Source organism: Paenibacillus chondroitinus NBRC 15376 (assembly GCF_004000765.1).
In the GTDB taxonomy this organism is placed as follows: domain Bacteria; phylum Bacillota; class Bacilli; order Paenibacillales; family NBRC-103111; genus Paenibacillus_E; species Paenibacillus_E chondroitinus.
Genome location: NZ_BILW01000016.1, coordinates 100,792 through 122,081, shown reverse-complemented (window position 1 = coordinate 122,081; position 21,290 = coordinate 100,792). Strand labels below are relative to the sequence as shown.

Annotated in this window: 23 protein-coding genes; 14 read left to right on the top strand and 9 right to left on the bottom strand. The window is 49.7% G+C overall.

What is annotated here, in order from left to right:
• The first annotated feature begins 35 nt into the window (after positions 1–35).
• From PCH02S_RS18980 to PCH02S_RS18965, 4 genes are all read left to right on the top strand, one after another.
• Complete coding sequence (locus PCH02S_RS18980) at positions 36–995, top strand: TIGR01212 family radical SAM protein (RefSeq protein ID WP_127455510.1); 960 nt, start codon at positions 36–38, stop codon at positions 993–995.
• Positions 996–1,080: 85 nt separating this feature from the next.
• Positions 1,081–1,668 (top strand): c-type cytochrome, encoded by a 588-nt coding sequence (locus PCH02S_RS18975; RefSeq protein WP_164819624.1) that lies wholly within the window; start codon positions 1,081–1,083, stop codon positions 1,666–1,668.
• A 40-nt stretch (positions 1,669–1,708) separates the two neighbouring features.
• A complete protein-coding gene (locus PCH02S_RS18970) occupies positions 1,709–2,287 on the top strand; it encodes a class I SAM-dependent methyltransferase (protein WP_127455555.1) in 579 nt (192 codons plus the stop codon).
• A gap of 80 nt (positions 2,288–2,367) precedes the next feature.
• The gene (locus PCH02S_RS18965; protein ID WP_127455508.1) at positions 2,368–3,333 is read left to right on the top strand and encodes a type I phosphomannose isomerase catalytic subunit; all 966 of its coding nucleotides are present in this window, start codon (positions 2,368–2,370) and stop codon (positions 3,331–3,333) included.
• Positions 3,334–3,420: 87 nt separating this feature from the next.
• Here PCH02S_RS18965 and PCH02S_RS18960 read toward each other — a convergent pair whose 3' ends face one another.
• From PCH02S_RS18960 to PCH02S_RS18940, 5 genes are all read right to left on the bottom strand, one after another.
• Positions 3,421–4,920: an IMP dehydrogenase gene (locus tag PCH02S_RS18960; protein ID WP_127455507.1), complete on the bottom strand. Its 1,500-nt coding sequence runs from the start codon at positions 4,918–4,920 to the stop codon at positions 3,421–3,423.
• A gap of 96 nt (positions 4,921–5,016) precedes the next feature.
• Positions 5,017–5,439: a pyridoxamine 5'-phosphate oxidase family protein gene (locus PCH02S_RS18955; protein ID WP_127455506.1), complete on the bottom strand. Its 423-nt coding sequence runs from the start codon at positions 5,437–5,439 to the stop codon at positions 5,017–5,019.
• 141 nt (positions 5,440–5,580) lie between these two features.
• Positions 5,581–7,344 carry a B12-binding domain-containing radical SAM protein gene (locus PCH02S_RS18950; RefSeq protein ID WP_127455505.1) on the bottom strand — a complete coding sequence of 588 codons (1,764 nt, stop codon included), beginning with the start codon at positions 7,342–7,344 and terminating at the stop codon, positions 5,581–5,583.
• Positions 7,345–7,446: 102 nt separating this feature from the next.
• The gene (locus PCH02S_RS18945; protein WP_127455504.1) at positions 7,447–7,671 is read right to left on the bottom strand and encodes a hypothetical protein; all 225 of its coding nucleotides are present in this window, start codon (positions 7,669–7,671) and stop codon (positions 7,447–7,449) included.
• A 532-nt stretch (positions 7,672–8,203) separates the two neighbouring features.
• A complete protein-coding gene (locus tag PCH02S_RS18940; RefSeq protein ID WP_127455503.1) occupies positions 8,204–9,547 on the bottom strand; it encodes an FAD-dependent oxidoreductase in 1,344 nt (447 codons plus the stop codon).
• A gap of 146 nt (positions 9,548–9,693) precedes the next feature.
• On the opposite strand from PCH02S_RS18940, the gene PCH02S_RS18935 reads away from it, so the two are divergent.
• Complete coding sequence (locus PCH02S_RS18935) at positions 9,694–10,722, top strand: LacI family DNA-binding transcriptional regulator (RefSeq protein WP_127455502.1); 1,029 nt, start codon at positions 9,694–9,696, stop codon at positions 10,720–10,722.
• 31 nt (positions 10,723–10,753) lie between these two features.
• On the opposite strand, the gene PCH02S_RS18930 is transcribed toward PCH02S_RS18935, so the two are convergent.
• Together PCH02S_RS18930 and PCH02S_RS18925 are read right to left on the bottom strand one after the other, a co-directional pair.
• Entirely contained in the window at positions 10,754–12,241 is a 1,488-nt protein-coding gene (locus PCH02S_RS18930) for an alpha/beta fold hydrolase (RefSeq protein WP_164819623.1), read from the bottom strand.
• A gap of 153 nt (positions 12,242–12,394) precedes the next feature.
• Positions 12,395–13,366 (bottom strand): hypothetical protein, encoded by a 972-nt coding sequence (locus tag PCH02S_RS18925; RefSeq protein WP_127455500.1) that lies wholly within the window; start codon positions 13,364–13,366, stop codon positions 12,395–12,397.
• Positions 13,367–13,590: 224 nt separating this feature from the next.
• Between PCH02S_RS18925 and PCH02S_RS18920 the strand changes: the two genes are divergently transcribed.
• Both PCH02S_RS18920 and PCH02S_RS18915 read left to right on the top strand, forming a co-directional pair.
• Positions 13,591–14,601, top strand: a complete 1,011-nt coding sequence (locus PCH02S_RS18920; RefSeq protein ID WP_127455499.1) for an RluA family pseudouridine synthase — start codon at positions 13,591–13,593, stop codon at positions 14,599–14,601.
• A 20-nt stretch (positions 14,602–14,621) separates the two neighbouring features.
• The gene (locus PCH02S_RS18915; protein WP_127455498.1) at positions 14,622–15,578 is read left to right on the top strand and encodes a D-2-hydroxyacid dehydrogenase; all 957 of its coding nucleotides are present in this window, start codon (positions 14,622–14,624) and stop codon (positions 15,576–15,578) included.
• Between the two features lie 318 nt (positions 15,579–15,896).
• On the opposite strand, the gene PCH02S_RS18910 is transcribed toward PCH02S_RS18915, so the two are convergent.
• Together PCH02S_RS18910 and PCH02S_RS18905 are read right to left on the bottom strand one after the other, a co-directional pair.
• Positions 15,897–16,736 (bottom strand): 1,4-dihydroxy-6-naphthoate synthase, encoded by an 840-nt coding sequence (locus tag PCH02S_RS18910; protein ID WP_127455497.1) that lies wholly within the window; start codon positions 16,734–16,736, stop codon positions 15,897–15,899.
• A 1-nt stretch (position 16,737) separates the two neighbouring features.
• On the bottom strand, positions 16,738–17,376 hold the full coding sequence (locus tag PCH02S_RS18905; RefSeq protein WP_127455496.1) for a futalosine hydrolase: 639 nt from the start codon (positions 17,374–17,376) through the stop codon (positions 16,738–16,740).
• A 184-nt stretch (positions 17,377–17,560) separates the two neighbouring features.
• Here PCH02S_RS18905 and PCH02S_RS18900 point away from each other — a divergent pair, with 184 nt between their 5' ends.
• The 7 genes from PCH02S_RS18900 to PCH02S_RS18870 all read left to right on the top strand — a co-directional run bounded on the left by PCH02S_RS18900 (position 17,561) and on the right by PCH02S_RS18870 (position 21,242).
• Positions 17,561–18,166: a DUF2087 domain-containing protein gene (locus tag PCH02S_RS18900; RefSeq protein ID WP_127455495.1), complete on the top strand. Its 606-nt coding sequence runs from the start codon at positions 17,561–17,563 to the stop codon at positions 18,164–18,166.
• Positions 18,167–18,287: 121 nt separating this feature from the next.
• Positions 18,288–18,389: a YjcZ family sporulation protein gene (locus PCH02S_RS18895; RefSeq protein ID WP_127455494.1), complete on the top strand. Its 102-nt coding sequence runs from the start codon at positions 18,288–18,290 to the stop codon at positions 18,387–18,389.
• Between the two features lie 99 nt (positions 18,390–18,488).
• The gene (locus PCH02S_RS18890; protein ID WP_276562912.1) at positions 18,489–19,547 is read left to right on the top strand and encodes a glycosyltransferase family 2 protein; all 1,059 of its coding nucleotides are present in this window, start codon (positions 18,489–18,491) and stop codon (positions 19,545–19,547) included.
• A gap of 1 nt (position 19,548) precedes the next feature.
• Complete coding sequence (locus PCH02S_RS18885; protein ID WP_127455492.1) at positions 19,549–20,001, top strand: GtrA family protein; 453 nt, start codon at positions 19,549–19,551, stop codon at positions 19,999–20,001.
• Between the two features lie 20 nt (positions 20,002–20,021).
• A complete protein-coding gene (locus tag PCH02S_RS18880; RefSeq protein WP_127455491.1) occupies positions 20,022–20,312 on the top strand; it encodes an alpha/beta-type small acid-soluble spore protein in 291 nt (96 codons plus the stop codon).
• 103 nt (positions 20,313–20,415) lie between these two features.
• Positions 20,416–20,859: an Hsp20/alpha crystallin family protein gene (locus PCH02S_RS18875; RefSeq protein ID WP_127455490.1), complete on the top strand. Its 444-nt coding sequence runs from the start codon at positions 20,416–20,418 to the stop codon at positions 20,857–20,859.
• Positions 20,860–21,023: 164 nt separating this feature from the next.
• Positions 21,024–21,242 (top strand): hypothetical protein, encoded by a 219-nt coding sequence (locus tag PCH02S_RS18870; protein WP_127455489.1) that lies wholly within the window; start codon positions 21,024–21,026, stop codon positions 21,240–21,242.
• Positions 21,243–21,290 lie beyond the last annotated feature (48 nt).

Sequence of the window (21,290 nt, the reverse complement as noted above, 5' to 3'; positions counted from 1 at the left end):
CTACAATAGGGTGGAAGGAAAGGAGTTCTAATCTGATGTCTACAATGATACAAGAATCGCCTCAGCTCTGGGGGGATAAACGTTTCCATACATGGAATTATGAAATGCGCGAAGCGTTCGGCGGCAAAGTGTTTAAAGTCATGCTGGACGCAGGCTTCACTTGTCCGAACCGCGATGGCAATATTGCAACCGGCGGCTGCACGTTTTGCAGTGCGCGTGGCTCAGGCGATTTCGCTGGAAGCCGCCGCGACGATCTCGTTACGCAGTTTAACAAGATCAGAGATCTCCAGCACCAAAAGTGGCCGGATGCCCAATATATCGGCTACTTCCAAGCTTATACCAATACGTATGCACCCGTGGAGCAGCTTCGCGAGTATTATGAAGTTATTTTACAACAGCCAGGCGTAGTAGGCTTATCCATTGCAACGCGGCCCGATTGCTTGCCGGATGATGTCATTGAATACTTGGCTGAGCTGAACCAGCGAACCTATCTTTGGGTCGAAATGGGCTTGCAGACCGTTCATGAGTCAACGTCCCAGTTGATCAACCGTGCACATGACACTCAGTGCTATTTGGATGCTGTGGCTAAACTCAGGAAGCATAATATCCGCACGTGTGCGCACATTATTTACGGATTGCCTGGGGAAACCCATGACATGATGCTGGACACCGGCAGAGCTGTCGCTCAAATGGATGTGCAGGGCATCAAAATTCATTTACTTCATTTAATGCGTAAAACACCTATGGTGAAACAATATGAAGCCGGACTGCTCCAATTTCTTGAAAAAGACGAATATGTGAAGCTCATTGTCGATACACTCGAGTTTCTGCCACCGGAAATGATCGTTCACCGGCTAACCGGAGATGCTCCTCGCGATTTGCTGATCGGACCGATGTGGAGCCTTAAAAAGTGGGAAGTGCTAAATAGCTTCGATAAACTATTAGCAGAAAGAAATACATGGCAAGGCAAGTATTGGAAAGGCAAGTCCAACTAATAAATAACGGCTGGGATCAAACCCATTTCGATTTTGAACCGTTTCCTATTATATAGTGAGAGCTTATATGAAGGAGATGGGTGCGATGAAGAAAAGGGTTGGAGCAGCTTTTGTTGGGTTCATGCTAGTCCTGTCAGGATGCGGAGCGGCGCCGGAAACATCGGCGCCGGTTTCTGTATCGCCGTCGCCGTCCGCGACGGCAAGTGCAACGCCTGCCCCAACGGCGCAGGCGGCGACACCAACAGCCGCGGCCACGCCAGCGGCTGCGACCATAGCGCCGGCCACACCGGTGCCGGCGGCGACACCTAGCGCAGCGGCAGCAACCGCTGCGCCTGTGGCGTCGGCTACGGCGAAGCCGACGCCGGTGCCTACACCGACGCCCGCGCCTGCGAGCGCGGCGCCTACGCCATCCGCGAAGCCGCAGGCTGCGGATGGGGGAACTACCGCAGCAGCGCAGGCAGAGGCGCTGTTCAAGAACAACTGCATGGCCTGCCACGGGGCTGGCCTTGAAGGAGATTTCGGGCCGAACCTGACGAAGGTCGGCTCGCGCAAAACCAAAGATGAGATTGTGCAGCAAATCATCAAGGGCAGTGGCGATATGCCACCTTTCCAGAAAACCTTTAAGGCCGAAGAGATCGAAACGCTGGCCACCTGGCTGGCAGCCAAAAAATAACTGTCGCTCACCGGCACATCAGCATGGAGGCTTACTTCATATGGGTTTTGTTTCTGTTTTAGGTTACGCTCATCAACTAATCGGCCAGCGTGTTCAACCAGGCGATACCGTCATTGACGCGACACTCGGCAACGGCGTTGACACCGTCTTCCTTGCGAAGCTGGTGGGACGCCGCGGCCGCGTGTACGGCTTTGACATCCAGCAGCAAGCGCTGGATCAAACGAAGATGCGTCTGGAGAAAGAACTCCCGGACGCATCTTCTTCTGTGCACATGAGCCTATGCAGCCACGCGCTCATGGAGACGGCTGTGCCGGAGGACCGCCACGGCAAGGTAGCCGCGGTCACCTTCAACCTCGGCTACCTTCCAGGGGCCGATCCGGCAACGATCACGAAGCAGGAATCGACAATTCCTGCTTTGGAAGCCGCGCTCCGCCTGCTTCGCAAAGGCGGCATTGTAACCATCGTGCTGTATAGCGGGCACGATGGTGGCTCTGAAGAAGCTGCAGCCGTCGAAGCCTGGGCACAGCAGCTGCCGCTCGCAGCCTATCAGGTGCTGCGCTATCAATTTATGAATACTAGTGCGCATGCCCCCTATCTCTTGGCTCTAGAAAAAAGATAGACCCATGGTATAATGCTAGAGAGTAGTAGGTTTACTCCTTTACTACCAATTAAATACATAGAGAGAAAGTAGGGATAGCAGTGAAATCATACCCGCTTCAATTTCAACCTGAAATGAAAGAACGTGTCTGGGGAGGCAGAGCCCTGGAGAAGTTTGGATTTCAGCTGCCGGAAGGCGCGATTGGCGAAGGCTGGATGATCGGCGATCACCCGAACGGAACAACGAAAGTGATTAACGGAGAGCTTGAAGGCCTTGGGTTGGACGAAATCCGCGAAAAATACGGTAAAACGTTATTCGGCACCAAAGGCTTCTCCGAAAAAAACGGACGTTTTCCACTCCTGATTAAACTTTTGGATTGTGAGGACGATCTGTCCGTTCAAGTTCACCCCAATGATCACTATGAACATTTGGCCGCGGGAGAACTAGGCAAAACCGAAATGTGGTACATCCTAGACGCCAAACCCGGCGCCAAAATTATATATGGCATGAAGGAAGGCGTTACACGCGAAAGTTTGGCGCAAGCCATTAGCGAAAATCGTATTTTGGACTGCCTGCAGGAAGTTCCTGTAGAAGCCGGCGATTCCTTCTACATCCCTGCCGGTACTGTTCATGCGCTTGGCGCTGGCGTATTGGTGGCGGAGATTCAGCAAAACTCCGATACGACTTACCGTCTGTATGACTACAACCGTCCGGGATTGGATGGCAAACCGCGTGATCTTCATATTGAAGACTCACTGAACGTTATTGCCTATGAAGGTTCAGGCTCCACGCGCATGAAAACGAACCTAAGCGAAACCGGCGCATGGCTGACGCTAGCCAAGTCTCCTTTTTTCATCGTCGAAAAAGGTTTAGTAGGACCTAAGTGGGAGCTTAGCACATCACCTGAAAGCTTCCTAATTCTCGTCATTGCTGACGGAAATGGAACGCTTCAATGGGAGGATGGCAGCATCTCCACCAAGCCGGGCGACTGCTTCCTGCTTCCTGCTGATCTGGGCAGCTACGCACTGGAAGGAAACATGACGGTAATTCGCAGCTACTTGCCTTAATCTTAACGGGTACCAGCCACATACAAAAAGCGCTCCAACCGACATCAATTCGATGTGGTGGAGCGCTTTTTTATTGAGGAGTGCCGCCTATTCTTCCGACAGGGAGCTTTCTTTTAAAATAACGTCATGTGCGCCGCCCTCTACTAAGCTGGTTGCCGAAACAAGCGCAATTCTGGCTTTGCTTTTCAGCTCATCCAAAGTTAGCGATCCGCAGTTGCACATGGTGGATTTAATTTTGCCAAGCGTTTTATCCAAGTTCTCTTGCAGGCTACCCGCATAAGGGACATAGGAATCCACGCCCTCTTCGAATAAAAGCTTGCTTTTGCCGCCTGTGTCATAACGCTGCCAGTTGCGGGCACGATTGGAGCCTTCGCCCCAATACTCTTTCACGAAGTTGTTGCCTACTTTCAGCTTTCTGGTTGGACTTTCATCGAAACGAGCGAAATATCTGCCGAGCATCACGAAATCAGCGCCCATAGCTAGAGCTAGCGTAACGTGGTAGTCATGCACGATACCACCATCGGAACAGATCGGAATATATGTCCCTGTTTCTCTGAAATACTCGTCTCTCGCTTCGACGACTTCCATGATGGCGGAAGCTTGACCGCGGCCAATTCCTTTTTGTTCCCGTGTGATACAAATCGAACCGCCGCCGATTCCTACTTTCACGAAATCCGCACCCGACTCCACGAGGTAGAGGAAGCCTTCACGGTCGACAACGTTGCCGGCCCCGATTTTCACGTTGAAGTTTTCTTTCACGTACTGAACCGTTTCACGCTGATATTCACTGTAACCATCAGAGGAATCGATAACTAAAATGTCGACTCCCGCCTCAACAAGAGCAGGAACTCTTTCTTTATAATCCTTGGTATTGATTCCCGCACCAACAATATAACTTTTGTTAGCATCAAGAAGCTCCATCGGATTTTCTTTGTGCTCATCGTAATCCTTGCGGAAAACAAGCGTTTCAAGCTTCAATTGCTCATCGACAATCGGCAAACAGTTCAGCTTGTGATCCCAAATTAAATTGTTTGCTTCCGATAAAGTAATCCCCGACTTTCCGTAAATCAGTTTATCAAAAGGCGTCATGAACTCACGAATCGGACGATCCAGCGGATCACGGCTTTTGCGGTAATCGCGGCCAGTTACAATACCCAGCAGCAAGCCGTTCGCTGTACCGTCGTCCGTAATCGCTACTGTGGAATGCCCCGTCTCTTCTTTCAATGCCAGCACATCGCTTAATGTATGATCGGGCGTCAAGTTAGAGCGGCTTACGACAAAGCCAGCCTTGTACCCTTTCACTTTCCGTACCATCTGTGCTTCCGCTTCGATCGACTGCGAGCCAAAAATAAATGAAATCCCGCCACAACGCGCCAAAGCAATTGCCATTCCATGGTCGGATACGGCTTGCATGACAGCAGATGAAAACGGGATATTCAGCGAGATTGCAGGCTCCTCGCCTTTATTGAACTTGACAAGCGGTGTCTTAAGACTAACATTCGCTGGTGTACAAGATTTTGTTGTCAGGTTAGGAATTAACAGAAACTCGCTGAATGTGCGGGATGGTTCCAAGTAATACGTAGCCACTTTACAATTTCCTCCTCATCGATCCATAGGTAAATTTTTTCAATCGTATCATTGAACCTCACCTGTGGTCAATGGTTTTTTCAGGAAAACGTATATTTACCCCTTCCAGATCTGCGGTTCAGTGCCACTGCTCATATATTCCATGTACGAAGGCGTGATGTCTAGAACGACGTAGTTGGGATCCTGCGGACCGTCAAACCATTTTGCCATCTCGTCTGTCCACAGCTTTTCACGCAGCGTATTATCCTTACTTATCGTCGCTGTCCCTTGAATCTGCAAAATGTCAGAGGACTTCCTCCCATCATACCCAACCAGGATATGGACATTGGGATTGTCCTTCACCTCGTCCACTTTATCCGTCTTCCGATTCGTAGTTAGATACAAGGTCAGCCCTTCATGATGCAGCGCCATATAGCGCACTTTTGGCTTCGTTCCCTCAACCGTGGCAAACGAACAAATTTTATTAGCGTCGAGAACTTGTTCAATCTGTTCTTCCAATTTATTCTTCGTTTCAATCATGCAGCAAATCTCCTTTCAGATCAGGTGCTAGTTTAGCAAGCAGCCTATGGGTCAACTCCCCTAGATTACCCTGAAAAGGCCTATTTTTATGCGAAAAAAGCCCCGCTCCCCTCATCATGACGAAGGGCGTGGAGCTTTTTTCTAGACAGTCGCCGCCATGTGCAGCGGCATACTGTAGCAGCTAGCCGGAAGCTGGGCATCCGGCGGGAAGTGTACGATAAGCAGCTCCTGACTGGAGCTGTCGATCTCACCCGTTTGCAGATACGTCTGCAAAGCGAAAGGCAGCACCTCAAGCATCGCATGCTTGTGGAGATCTTTTTCATTAATGCGAAGCAGATGGAAGTCGCCGCTTGCAAGCTCCGGCTGCTCGGACAGAAGCTTGAGGTAAGCGTTTTGCTCGGATTTCTCCAATGTGAAATCCCACCAGATTTTACGCGGCTTATACTTATGCCCCAGGAAATAATCCAGCTTCATGAGAGCTTCGATAACAGGCATGTTCTTCGCTTCACGCCCCAGGAGGAACTCGCGCAGGCGGGTAAATAGATCTTCCAGCTGATGCCCGATTTTCTGCCAGCCGCGGCCTTCCCAGTAGTCTCCGAACTCTTGGAAGAAATCAAAGGCTGAGTCGAATTCATGAGCGATCAAATATTTGACCGTATGGTCCATGCGGTGCGCATTCCAATATTTCTCGAGCACGTCCTCTACCCGCTTGATGCGGATTAGATCCGTGAACGGGAGAATGTCGTTGCCCAGAATTTCATACGGCGCATGATCCATATACACGTAGCCATATTTATGCGCGTCTTTGCGCATCCCGGTGCCGCGCAGCATTTTGAGGAAACCAAGCTGCAGCTCTTCCGGCCCTAGCTCAAAAACATCATTAAACGTCTTACGGAATGACTGGTAGTCCTCTTCAGGAAGACCAGCGATCAGATCGAGATGCTGATCGATCTTGAAACTGTTTTTCACCTTGGAGACGGTTCGGCTCAGCTTCATGAAGTTTTGTCTGCGCTGCACCAGCTCATTGGTGGTATCATTCGTAGACTGCACGCCGATTTCAAAACGGAACGTGCCCGGCGGCGCATTTTCAGCCAAATAATCAAGAACCTCCGGCCGCATAATGTCTGCCGTAATCTCGAATTGGAACACGACGCCGCGGTGATTGGCAATCAGAAATTCAAAAATTTCCATCGCGTAGTCCCGTTTGATATTAAACGTCCGATCGACGAACTTGATAAGCTTCGCGCCTGAATCGATTAAATACAGAAGATCCGACTTCGTCCGTTCCATATCAAAATAACGCACGCCCACTTCAATACTGGAAAGGCAGAATTGACAAGAGAACGGGCAGCCGCGGCTCGTTTCGAAATAAACGACGCGGTTCGCCAAACTCGGCAAATCTTCTTTGAACCGATGCGGTGACGGAATGTCATCGAGCTTGAGTTTCGGTCTGCCCGGCATGAGCACGACTTCTTCGCCTTTGCGGTACGCGAGCCCGTACACGAAGTGATATTTGCGCGTCGTTGAGATCTCCGTCAACAATTGGTGGAAGGTCTCTTCGCCTTCGCCCATAACGATGAAATCCACCTCTGGGATGCGCTCCATCCAGTACTCCGTATCGTAAGATACTTCTGGGCCGCCTAGCACGATTAGGATTTCGGGCCTGATTTTTTTAATCATTTTAATAATATGAATCGTCTCTTCAATGTTCCAAATGTAACAGGAAAAGCCCAGCACGTCCGGCGCCCTCTGGTACAGGTCGGAGACAACGTTCATCACTGGGTCTTTGATCGTATATTCGGTAATTTCAACATCAAAATCCTTCTCGCAGAACGCTTTCAAATAGCGCAGCGCCAAGGATGTATGGATGAATTTGGCATTCAACGTCGTTACTAGTACTTTCATTGTAAAAAGACCTCGTTCTATTCTCGTTTATCGTTCTCTCTAATTCTACACGAAAACCGAGGAAATACAAAGGTGCAGAGAAAGGTGCACGCTTCGTAACGGTTATAGCACCATATCATCGTCCAGCTGCGGATTTTCATAGGGAAACTGCAAATATGAGGCTTCTTGGATCGCATTTTTCCATCTTTCGGCATGGGATTGCAGCTGCTGTTCAACGTCTTGAATCCTTTGCTGCAAATCGCTGCTGCTCTCAGCCGTGCCGCTTTGCAGCGCCTGCTGCAGAGATGTGCGTTCTTCGAACCACTGCGTTAATTGATATAAAAGCATAGGGAAACCCACCCTTTCTCACACATTGAGTAAGTATAAGTATTCCCTATGCCGGGGGTGCGCATACGGCTTTGTACAACATCACCTCAGTCGGGGTTTGCTTCACTGCCACTGAGTTGCGTCGATTACTCCTGCTAATTGCCACACTCCGATCCACTTTCTGCCGATTATCTGGAGTTTCACCTCATCTGCCAATAACAAATTCCAATAATTAAGCGGTGAATTCCGCTTATGCCTTACTCAGGGAACTGTGGTCCCCTATTCTGGGGAATACAACTGTTTCCTCTAACATAGGGGAACTACAGGGTCTTACTTCACAGCACTGACATGATTTCCACGTAAAACCGGTAAAATAGCGGACGCTAGTTCCCATCGCAGGCGAAAACCGTGCCTTTTATACGAAATTGCGGACTGTAGTTCCCTCGCGCAAAAAACATAGTCCAATAACCAAGCGTTGAATACCGCTATGCCCTTACTCAGGGAACTGTGGTCCCCTATTCTCGGGAATACAGCTGACATTCGCATTCACAAACTACGAAAGCAGCGCCCCGTCCTGCACAAGCAAAGCCTGCAGCTCGGCAATATCAATCTCGCCCGGCAGTACGCCGTGCTTCACGGCAAGGCCGGCAGCCGAGCCAGCTGCTTGGCCCGTTGCCATGCAGCTCGGAGTCAGGCGCGTCGTGGCTAACGCTTCATGCGTCGTCGAGATACAGCGTCCTGCAGTGAGCAGGTTCTCGATCTTTTGCGGGAGCAGGCAGCGGTAAGGGATGTCATAGGCGCCATCGCCTTTGACCCAGGCAGCCGTCACGCCCTTGCCGGAAGGATCATGGATGTCGATCGGATACCCGCTTCGCGCGATGACATCCTCAAAATGGCGGCCTTGCACGACATCGTCCACCTGCAACGCATACTGGCCGTCGATGCGGCGCGTTTCACGAATGCCGATCTGGGCGCCGACCGATGAGATCGACGCTTTCTCAAAGCCTGGCAAGTTATTTTTCATGAACTCCGCCACCATCAACACCTGCTTGCGTCCAAGCTCTTCCGCTTCGGTCAAATCCTCCACGTTAGTACCGTCAAGCCCTTGTACACGCGTAGTATTGACCAGTACTTCGTCCTCTTCAGGCCCTGTGAAAAAAAGCACCTGATCGCGATTGATCGGCAAATTCGCTTCCTTCCAGTGCTTGAAGTAACCCAGCACACCGGACAATGGCAGTTCAGCCAGTTCGGAGAACGGTGTCTTTTTATAAAACTCATCCGGGTGATCGATCATGTACTGCTTCACACCCGCCAAATCCACGCCGCGCATACGGAATTTCATCGTCATCGGCTGTGTCAGCTTATCCCCGTCACGGCCTTGCAGGCACGGAGCGCCAGATAAGTAAGCCAGATCGGCATCCCCCGTCGTGTCGATAAATATTTTGCCGCGGACATCGATTCTCCCGGATTTGGATGTAAGCTGCACCGTTTGAATACGGTTATTCGCAGTCTCCACTTGATCAACAAAGCTGTGGAAAAGCAGCTTAACGCCTGCCTCCTTGAGCATATCCACCGCCAGTACTTTGTAAATCTCAGGGTGATACGGCGTTATGGTGTTCACGAATCCAACGGTGTCTCGGAGATGCCCCGGGGAAGCATTCATCGCCATAAGACGATCGATGATCTCCTGCGCAAGTCCTTTGATCACCTGCTTGCCTTCCGTCGTATGAAAGGTCATCCAAGGATATACGAGCGCAGCCGTTGACATCCCGCCAATGAACCCATACTTTTCGATTAAAACCGTCTTAGCCCCACTCCGCCCTGCAGCAATAGCTGCATTAACACCTGCCGGACCGCCCCCAACAACAACAATATCCGCTTCTATGATTTTATTCATCTCGATCTCTCCCTTGTATCGAATTCAGAACTTAGTATTCAGGCTGCTGTCTCGCTTTTCCCAAGTATAGTTGAAATTTAACTTTCAATTTAGTTTAAAATTAGTTTAAAATTACTACATACTCGTACAAGGGGACTTCGGAACTTATGCGCAAAAGAATAACGCTCCATGATCTCGCCGCTCAGCTTGGCTTAACGATTCAAACGGTATCCAAGGCACTTCGCGGACTGCCTGGCATGTCTGAACAAACACGCAGTGAAGTATTTAAACTTGCACGCGAGCTTGGTTATATGACCAAGGACCAGAAACAAACGCTGCAGCTTGATCATATCTCTCCGTACCCTGTCGTTCAGCGCAGATTTGTACTCGTTCAAAATAAGATGTCCTTGAATTTCAATCGCTTGCTGCTGCAAGGCCTTCATGAGCGGTTCATGGAATTCGGACATACCGTCCAGCCGCTGCTCATCCCGCCGGATCTGAAGCCCTCACAATTTGAAAGCTGGGCGGAAGATCAGGAGCTGCTATATGCAGAAGGAATTTTCATCGCGCCGAGAATGAATCACGATCTATTGGAGCAGAAGCTGCTGGAGCTGCCGCTGCCACGGATTTTGCTCAATTTCCCCCCACCGGAATCAAAAGTGGATAGTGTCATTTGGGATGTGTACGAAGCGATGTTCCAGGCCGTACGCAGGTTAGTCCGAATGGGGCATCGGAATATTCTGTACGTGGGAGATACGCAGGATCAGCGGGGGTTCGTTATTCGGTGGCAGGCGTTTTGCGAAGCCATGAAGGAAGCCGGCTATGCAGTCGAACCGCGGGAGCACGTCACCAAACGCGATGGCACGGACAAGTGGCTGCACGATGTCGAACAGCTCTATCAACAGCGCAAGCCATCGGCTGTTATTTGCGGCATCGACGAAGAGGCTGCGCCAGTGTACTATACCCTGCGTCGAATGGGCGTCCAAATTCCGCAGCAATGCTCATTTATCGCGCTGCTCAACGAGCAAATCGATACGCTCCCGCTGTGCTCACGCCCACAGCTGCCTATCCGCGAATCGGGCTATCGCGCCGCAGACCGGATGCTCTGGCGGATTGCCAACCCGCATTTACCCTTCGAACACGTGCGGCTGCAGGGGGAATTTTTCATGGGGAGCACACTATCTGTGCATAAATAATAAAAAGAGGGCAGCTTGACCAAGCTCCCTCTTACTCTTCTACGTTGGTATAATAGTTAGCGAGTTTTTGAAATTCGGCTGCTTTCATGACATTCCCCCGCTTCATCTCCTGTCCAGACAACCAAGCCGCTAGTAAACCTAATCTGAATTCTGCTCTCGCTTTCTTCTCAATGAACCATTGGTCAAAAATACCTGGCATAATCTCCTTATTGCGTATAAAACGAAACAATCTAGTACAGCGATCATACATCTCCGCTTCGTTATCCTCGTGATGCAGGGTCTGTTTGATATGTTCAAAAAAATCAAGAAGATCGCACTGGATCTTGCACTGTAAATATAACTGCTTACGGTCCGTTTTCAAAATTGAGTTTTGATCTTGATCATAGGTAAGCAACTTTTTCAAATAGTTAAGATAAACCTTTAAATTTTTCAGGGCAATAGGTAAGGGCAGCGTTGGAAAAATCGCATCGCACAAATCTTCTCTGGTTGAAGACGGGTGTAAAACCAAGTAGACGAAGATATTTTGGGCATATCGTTTGTTCCAGCCATCCAAAATTTCCTGTCCGTTCACGCTCACCCGAAATCCGAATAAAAGTTCCACTTTCATAACGGGTTCCGGATTTTTTCTGCTAGGGATCAACGTTTGCAGGTAAGAATCCCACATGTGTTGAACGGAACTTGCCATTTCCGACGGCTCCATGTCTTCCACTTCTGCCGGTAGATTCATCTTCCTTTGAATAAAACCCTTGATCCATTCGACCGTTACATCAGGCTGATCGATAAATATGGCATTCGCAGCATTGGGAACGATATAAAACGTAGCGTCCGGAATAAGCTCGGCCGTCATATTTTGGAAAGAAGAAGGATAAACTGTATCACATTCCCCAGCAAGCAGCAGGGTAGGACTTTGAATCCATGATAATTCACTGACAGGTCGTTGCTCAATATGCAGCTTAAATAGTTTCATGTAACTTTCAACGGGCACTTTTACATACATGTTGTACAAACGCTGAGCTTCCTCATGTCGAAACGGATGGACCGTTAGCGAAGGGAGAAGAAAATGTTGGAGCATATAGCCCATACCGTATTTTTCAATCAAATCCATATAGTTCTTAATGACAGTGCTCCCACTCGTCTCTGGAAACAGCACGTTAATCGAGATAAGGACGAGACATTTCACTAGCTTCGGGTACCGGATGGCGAAGAAAATGGCCAAGGACCCTCCAAAACTATGTCCTATCAGATGAAAATTTTGCAGATTCAAGTGCCCAATCAACGTATAAATATCATCGACAAATAGGTCCCATGAGATCTCGCCTAAGGTTGGTTCACTTTTTCCACATCCACGCAGATCAACAAGCAGCAGATGATAATCCTCTTTTAAGCCGTCAATCAATTGTCCCCATCGTGAGGAGTCAAAACCGTTTCCATGAAAAAAAACGATCGTTTCTTCGGAGTCGCGCGTGGATGTAATAAATTCGTAGTAAAGGCTAACGCCATTGACTTGCGCAAAAGACACCGATGCACCACCATTCCGTTCTATGTTAGGTTCTATCATATAAGGAACAGGGCATTTAAACAATATGACTAGCTGTACAAAATTCTTTGGAGGTTTCCACCTTCTATACAAAAAAAGCGCAATCCGCAGAGTGCACCTTCCAAAGCTTTCTATTTAATTCGCAATGCGCAGTGGCGTTTTCACAATAACCATAGCGTTCGCGATGGTCACTCTGTAGCCCAGATTAACAGCCTCAGAAATAATCATGGCAACTTGCTCTTGATGCAAAGCGGTTGCGGGAAAAAACTTTTGGTAAACGGTGCGAACATCCTCATATACCAACTCCAAAACTTCAAACGGAGGTAACACCGTATTATAATACTCATTGATAAAAACATCGCTTTCTATAAATACATCTTCCGTAGGCAGGTTGTAGCCCCTGGCCTCCAGCACAATTTTCGCAATGCGATTACCTTTAACTGCTGCATAACAAATAATATTGTCTCTAAAAAGCTGCATTTCTTCCGGGTTCAAAATCTTCAATTGCGGCGCTGCACCCGTCAGGAAAACCTCCCACATGGTTTCCAGCATAACTTGCATATTCTGCAAGAGCGTGTCCGCATGGTCATCGATCTCTGCTTTCATGCTGCACAAAATCGTTTCACGGTTCTCATTTAGTCTTGTATTCACAGTCGCCATATAGGAGTCCAGCTTCGCTTGATTCCGCTTGATGGCTGCAATTTCTTGGGCAACAACGCCTTTTTCCATCTGTTCCTTCACAGCCTCAAGGAAGGGTCTCTGCTTCGTTACGTACCAATAATGACGTCCAGTCCCCTGTTCAAATGATCCCTCAATCCAGACAACTGGCTGAGAATCAATCGTATCAAAACCTAAGCCGGTTGTATGCAGCAATGGGAACCTTTCCATCGTTTTTTTATTTCGGTCAAAGAATGCGATATAATGGTTCGTCACCGCAAGAATGCCTTGATTAGCGTCAGGGTGGCATGCCTCTGTAAGAAAATGCGGTGTTTCGTTCGTTTGCTCCCGAACATACGTGATTGCTCTCGTTCTATACAAAAATTGAATCCCTTGCATGAAGATCCTGCGTGCTTGCCGGAACGTTAAGAAATCGAACGATTTTCCCATTATGAAAAGTACCCGTCCTTTCATCTATGTAAGGAGCAATATTCTTTTGATATGTTCTTACTATACGCTTTCGGAGGTTACACAAAAGTTACAGACGCTGAGTTTTCCGCTTCATCACACATGAAATTGCATGTTAACGTTTCTATTGTTTTTGTGAACATGATATATTGTTAGACATACACAATTAGATCGGCGTGCGTATTTATTGAAAAGGAGGTCATTTTATGCCAAAAAAGCAAGGCAAGCATCAAAGCCCTGGCAAAAATCAAAATCACAACCCCAAGCTCAAAATCAACAAGAGCCAAACGCATAAACCGGTTTCAACCAAAGCCATTACGGAGGCGAACACGCGCCAGTATACGGTTAAAGAGGCAACGGAGCTGCTGCCCTTTTTATTGGAAAAGCTTTCCGGCGTTGGCCGAAATTCCGTGAAAGCCACCCTGGCACGCGGACAGGTATCCGTGAATGGTAAAGCCGTCACCGCTTACAACCACCCCCTGCAGCCTGAGCAAACGGTAACCATCAGCAAAGAGAAAATCGTAGAAAATATCCCGCTCGCCGGGATGTCCATTCTGCACGAAGATGAGGATGTTATCGTCATTCAAAAGGATTCCGGACTTCTATCGATCGCAACCAATCCGGAGGAAAACCAAATTACCGCCTACCGCCAGCTGACGGCACATGTGCGTAACCTTGATCCGAAAGCCCGGATTTTCGTTGTGCATAGACTCGACCGGGATACTTCAGGTGTCATGATGTTCGCCAAAAACGAAAAAGCTCAGCAGCATCTGCAAAACACCTGGCAGGATAGTGTGAAAGAGCGTACATACGTGGCCCTGGTGGAAGGGTTGGTCAAAAAACCAGAGGGCACCGTTTCTTCCTGGCTGAAGGAGCATCCCAAATCTCTCAAAATGTACTCCACACCTTATCCAAATGACGGTCAGCACGCGGTAACACATTACAAAACGCTACAAGCGAACCGGAACTTCTCCCTGCTTGAGGTTAATCTGGAAACCGGGCGTAAAAATCAGATCCGCGTCCACATGCAGGACATCGGACACCCAGTCGTCGGCGACAAGAAATATGGTTCGAAAACAAAAGAAATCGGCCGCCTCGGACTTCATGCGCGCGTACTTGCCTTTTTGCATCCGACAACGGGTGAGCTGCTGCGTTTTGAAACGAACATTCCGAAGGTGTTCATGAACCCTTTCCGTGAATTGCCCGCAAAAAAATAAGCCAGTAGGAGTTATTACAAATGCGAATTGTTGTGCTTGACGGTTATACGTTAAATCCCGGCGATTTGGACTGGGACGGTTTACACGCTCTCGGAGAAGTTATTGTCTATGAACGTACCGCTGAATCACAGATTGTGGATCGCACGGCTGAAGCTGACATCGTGTTAACGAACAAGACGCCGCTTTCCGCAGCCACATTACAGCAGCTTCCTAAGCTTCGCTACATAGGCGTCCTTGCGACGGGTTATAACATTATTGACTTACAAGCGGCTAAGGAGCATGACATTCTTGTAACCAATGTTCCTGCATATGGCACGCAATCGGTTGCTCAGTTGGTTTTTGCTCTATTGCTGGAGTTTTGCAACCGAGTACAGCAGCATAGCGATAGCGTTGTAAAAGGGGGCTGGTCCAGCTCAATTGACTTCTGCTACACGGTATCACCTCTCACGGAGCTAAGCGGCAAAACGATCGGCCTTATCGGCTTAGGCCAAATCGGCAAGCAAGTGGCGCTTATCGCCAGGGCCATGGGCATGAACGTAGTTGCCACAGGCAGCGGTAGACGTACACCTGAGCCTGTCGAAGGCCTTACTTGGGTTTCGCTGGGTGAGCTTCTGCAGCAGTCCGATGTCATCTCTCTCCACTGTCCATTGACCCCGGAGACAAAGGAACTTATCAATGCAGACCGAATTGCACTTATAAAGCCTACGGCTTTCCTCATCAACACGGCTAGAGGCGGTCTTCTGAATGAGGCCGATGTTGCTGAGGCCTTGAACCAAGGGCGTCTGGCAGGCGCCGGTCTCGACGTTTTGACGGTAGAGCCGCCAACGCCGGATAATCCCTTGCTGCATGCGCGAAATGTGCTCATCACCCCGCATATTGCTTGGGCAACCAAAGAAGCGCGCGCCAGACTGATGATGACTGCTGTTAACAATGTGCGCGCCTTTCTTGAAGGGCAGCCGCAGAATTTGATTGGATGATAAGCGTGAGGATAATGATGCAAGAGATTTGAGATAGAGGAATGAGATTCAACTGAGATGAAAAGAGGACCGAGATTCCAACAGGGTTGGGATTTCGGTCCTCTTTTATGTTGATAGTGCTACTTGTGTGTCCTTACGGAACTACAGGGTGCTATTTGGCGTGAATAGTGGGAAATAGCTAATTTGGGGGAACTATAGGGCGCTATTTCAGCCCAAGGCGGTGCTTTTCTCCGAGAATCGGGAGAATAGCGGACGCCAGTTCCCTTGCTGCCGGGCACGGTGGTTTTAACACTAAATAGGGGACTGTAGTTCCCCTACCTACTTCAACAATGCCGCATAATCCATCTGCGGCACAATGCCTGCCTCTGCTGCGCGCTGAAGCAGCGTCAAAACAGCGCCATACCCGTCATCGCCAAGATTGGCGGTGAACTCATTCACGTACAGGTCGATGTGCGCCTGAGCGACCTGCGGGTCCATCTCCTGCGCGTGCTGCATGACGTAGTCGCGCGAAGCTTCCGGATGCGCCCACCCGTATTCCACGGAGGCGCGGACCCAGCCCGCAAGCGCCTCAAGATCCATCGAGCGCCGCGCTACAATGGCGCCGAGCGGGATCGGCAAGTTGGTGTCTTCTTCCCACCAACTGCCCAAATCTTTGAGAAGCGCTAACCCGTACGACGGGTAAGTAAAGCGCGCTTCATGAATCACGAGGCCGGCGTCAATCTGGCCGTCCCGCACGGCGGGCATGATCTCGTGGAACGGCATGACCACGATTTCGCCGACGCCGCCGGGGACGTTCTGTTCCGCCCAGAGGCGGAACAGCAGGTACGCGGTCGAGCGCTCGCTTGGCACGGCGACCCGGCGGCCGCTTAGCTGAGCCGGGTCAGGGTTTGTTCCGCCGGACTGCGTCAGCACGAGCGGACCGCAGCCTCTGCCCAAGGCGCCGCCGCAGGGCAGCAGGGCGTACTCTTTCAGCACCCATGGGAGTGCGGCGTAAGAGATTTTGAGCACGTCGGGGCCAGTGCCTTCGGCAGCCAGCTTGTTCGTAATGTCGATGTCGGCATATAGGACATCCAGCTCCGGAGCGCCGGGGATTAAGCCATGCGCCCAAGCATGGAACACAAAAGTATCATTGGGACAAGGTGAATACGCAATTTTCATTTTAAAGCACCTCCGCTAAGACTGAACTTGCAGCTTCTAAAGCTTGTAGAGCGTCCCCGATGCGCCAAGCATCGCGGTCACGCGGACCAACCGCGTTGGAAATCGCGCGAATTTCAATCACAGGCACGCCGCGCAATGCAGCGGCCGTGGCAATGCCGAAGCCTTCCATGGCTTCGGCGGCGGCTCCGGGCACGCGCGCTGCAAGCGCGGCAGCGGTAGCGGCCGTCCCGGTAGCTGTCGCTACCGTGAGCACTGGCGCTGTGCGCGCGCTAAGGCCGGCTGCCGTGAGCGCCGCCGTTAGTCGCTCGGCTATGCCGGCCGCAACGCTGACGCGCGTTGTGCCGAAGCCGAGGTCGTCGAGGGAGCTGAAGCCGTCCAGCAGCTCCACCCCAAGATCCGCGGCGATGATTTCGCTCGCGACCACAAGCGATCCGATCTCCGCTTGTCCGGGAAATCCGCCGGCAATACCGGCGATAACAACCAAATCATACGGTGCTGCGGCCAGCACCATGGCACCATTAACGGCTGCCGCCGCAAGGCCTACGCCAGCCAAAGCGAATTCAAACCTGCTGTCATGGCCAAGCCCCCGCTGCACAGCATCCCTTTCAGGCGCTACTGCCGTCATTATAAGTACACGCATTATTAGGCCAATCCCCTTTTAATCAAAAACCATGATGAACACTCTGTCTATTATTTTACATGACCAGAACTAAATAAGAAACTTTTGAGCACTTCCGATCCCGCCGTCTTGACTTCACAATCTAATTTAATTAATATCTAATTAGATGAGCAACAAATTAGTTTTGTAAAGAAGGTGCCCCGCCATGCAGTTAGATAAAATTATTACCTACCATAAAGCGCTGTCTGACGCGACGCGTATTCGCATGCTCATTTTGCTGAGAGATGGGGAATTAAACGGTCAAGTGCTTGCGGAGAAACTAGGCGTTACGCCCGCTACAATTACGCATCATGCCGCTAAACTCCGTGAAGCCAGCCTCATTCACGAACGCCGTGACAAGAATACGATTTATTTCGCGTTAAATGAGTATTTTATCCGCAGCAACGCCAGCGCGACAGCCGATCTCATTTTCAAAAATCAGAAAGGAGAATCCGCAACCATGCAGACCGAAGACACCCGTCAGAACCTGAAGTTGTCCATCATTCGCAACTTTTTCACACAGGACGGCAAGCTAAAACATATCCCTGCTCAGCTTAAAAAGAAGTTGATCGTTCTGGGACACCTCATTGACCAGCTCGAAAAGGGGCGCACCTATACGGAGAAAGAGCTGAACGAATGGATTAAACAATATCATCCCGATTTCGCAACGATTCGCCGGGAGTTTATTATGCATCAGTTTATGTTCCGGGAAAACGAAGTTTATGAGCTGAATCCGCCCGAAATGTGGGCCAAATGGGAAACTCTATCGTGATCAGCCCCGCATCGCAACATCAAGCGGATACATCCCCAAATAAAATGAATCACTATGGACATTCATCCATACATCATCTAGATGAATGACATATAGTAATTTTGTGAAGGGAGGGATAGACATGAGTTATGGATGCGGAACAACCTACAATGGAGCTGCTGTAGTCCTCGTTTTATTCATCCTCTTGGTTATCGTATTGAGTACCTTCGGATTTGGTTGGTAATGACGATTACAAGCGGCTGGGACGATGAATTCGTCTCGGCCGCTTACTTTTTTGTGAGCTTTTACGTTATAATGAAAGCCTGTATCATTCTCTACATATATGATCTATTCAGGATGGAGACGAGGTATTGTGGCTACTCCGATTTTAACCATTGTGGTCCCTTGTTATAACGAAGAGGAAGTTCTTCCGGAAACGGTTTTCCGGCTCAGCGGTGTCATCGACGCCCTCATTACCGATCAACTGGTCGCAAGCACAAGCACCATGCTATTGGTTGATGATGGCAGCAAAGACGCAACGTGGTCGCTGATCGAACGCTTTCACGCCTCAAACACCTTTGTTACCGGTCTAAAACTGGCTCGAAACGCGGGGCATCAAAGCGCCTTACTTTCCGGTCTCATGCACGCCAAATCTTATTCCGATTGTGTCGTATCCATTGACGCGGATCTCCAGGATGATACGGATGTGATCCGAGAGTTCGTCCTCAAATTCCGCGAGGGCTTCGATATCGTCTACGGTATCCGTCAGGACCGGTCTGCAGATACCTTTTTCAAACGGGCAACCGCGCAAGGTTTTTATAAGCTAATGACTTCCCTTGGGGTAAAAATACATTACAATCATGCGGATTTTCGATTAATGAGCAAGCGTACTCTCGATAATTTGGAGAAATTCCAAGAGGTTAATTTATTCTTGCGGGGCATGGTGCCGCTGCTTGGTTTCCCGTCCACTCAAGTGTATTACACTCGGAAAGAACGTTTCGCCGGAGAATCCAAATATCCGCTGCGCAAGATGCTTGCCTTCGCTTTCGACGGCATCACGTCTTTCAGCGTAACTCCGATCCGTTTTGTTACATTAATGGGATTCGTCCTGTTTCTTCTTAGTGTCGTTGCCGCCCTCTATGCTATTGTTGGCAAACTGCTGGGAGCCAATGTGACAGGCTGGACTTCACTGGTCTTGTCCGTATGGTTCATTGGTGGTGTGCAGCTGCTGGCGCTTGGTTTAATTGGCGAATATATAGGAAAAATCTATAAAGAAGTGAAGCAACGGCCGCTTTTTGTCATTGAAAAAGTATTGAAAGGAAGCGCTCAGGATGCTCAGGAGCAAGCGGAGTTGCCTGCTGTAAACCCTCCATCCATCCCGGCTGCTTCAAACCGCCGATAACATGATACAACAACGATTATTAGCATTGTTATCAGGAAGCTTCCTACGATTTTTACTTGTCGGCGTATTCAATACGTTGGTTGGCCTTTCCGCCAGTTTCGTTTTTTTCAATGTGCTGCATCTGAACTATTGGCTCTCGACCTTCGCTGGGAATACGCTTGGCGCAATCGTCAGCTATACACTAAATCGCACGTTTACCTTCCGCTCGAATGCCAGTGTGGGCAGCAGTTGGTGGAAATTTGCGATCATTATTTTAAGCTGTTATGGCTTATCTTATAGCTGCGGTCTGCTTTTGGCTGAAGCCGCAGGCGTACTGTGGCCTGAGTTGCGGGCAGATTGGCTGCACAATGGCGCCATTTTGGTGGGAAATGGCTTATACACCATTGGGAATTATTTGGGGCATAAATATTTTACATTTCGGGCTAATGGTCCCACCAGCCGTGGGGTATCCTAATCACCAAGAGGTGATGCCTAATGGCACGTAGAAGAAGCAACCGGGCCATCGTGCCCGGATCCGAACATGGACTGGGAATTCTTAAAGCTCAAGTCATGCGAAATCAAGGATACAATGTAAATCCAGAGCGGCCTGATTTGGTCAAATATGAGGTCGCCAGAACACTGGGTGTTCCCCTTCAGCAAGGGTACAACGGCCAATTGAGCTCGGAAGACGCGGGCAAGGTTGGCGGTCCTATCGGCGGAGCGATGGTCAAGGAACTCGTGCGCATGGCGCAGCAGAAATTGGCGGAGCAGCGACCCCCGCATTGATCCGCTTCCCAAGAGATGCCATAATCCGCCGCGGCTGCACATAAACTAATAGCAAGCTGCTTGCAGCGCTATTTTTTATGCAAAAGTCAGGTGATGATGGTCGATGAATCCTCCAGGCAACCGTCCGCCAAAGCCCGATTGGAAAGGGCTCACGGCGCAAGCCGGCGATGTGCTGGGCCCTGAATTCTGGCAGGACATTGCCAGTATCATCCCGTTAACCGGGCCAAGAATCGATATGTATGAAACACCGCAAGAGCTTGTCGTTGTCGCAGAGGTTCCCGGGTTGTCCGCCCCCGAGCAGATTCAACTATCTTTTCGCGATCAATCGCTGTTAATCCGGGGACATCTTGTCCGGCCGTATCAAGTGCTGGATGAGCAGATGAGGCTGTCCGAGCGTTTCTTCGGAGCTTTTGAGCGGACCATTCGCTTACCCGGAAGAGCTTTGACCGAACAAATGCGGGCGCAGTATCATAACGGTCTGCTCATCATCCGCATTCCTTTATCACCACCCGATGGGGAAAAGGTTATTCCTATTCAGTTCACATAACGTTCAACCGCCTTATGCCGCCGGAGACGCTGTCACCTGCCCGCAATAGGATCAGGTTGAGCGTTATTTGTTTTGGGATTTTCGGAAAAGAGAAATGAATCTTCGTTTGTCCCCATATAATTAAAAAGAGAACATTCGGAAAAGCGGATATGGAGGGGATTATTGTGGTACGCATCCAATTTCAATCAATTCATATCGACAGCCTTGCGGCATCATCCAGTGTGAACAAGGGAACGAATCGGATCGTCGGCAGGCGGCACTCCGTGAAGACCAATCAGGGACTCGGAGAAGTGGATGGCGAGGGCAATGTCGTGATCGGCGGTAAACATGTCGTTAGCGATGGGGACCGCATTGATTTCCAACCCTTTATCCGAAAGAGCTGAGAATCAACCATGTGGTTTCAAAAGAAAAAAACGCCGCCTCCCAAACCA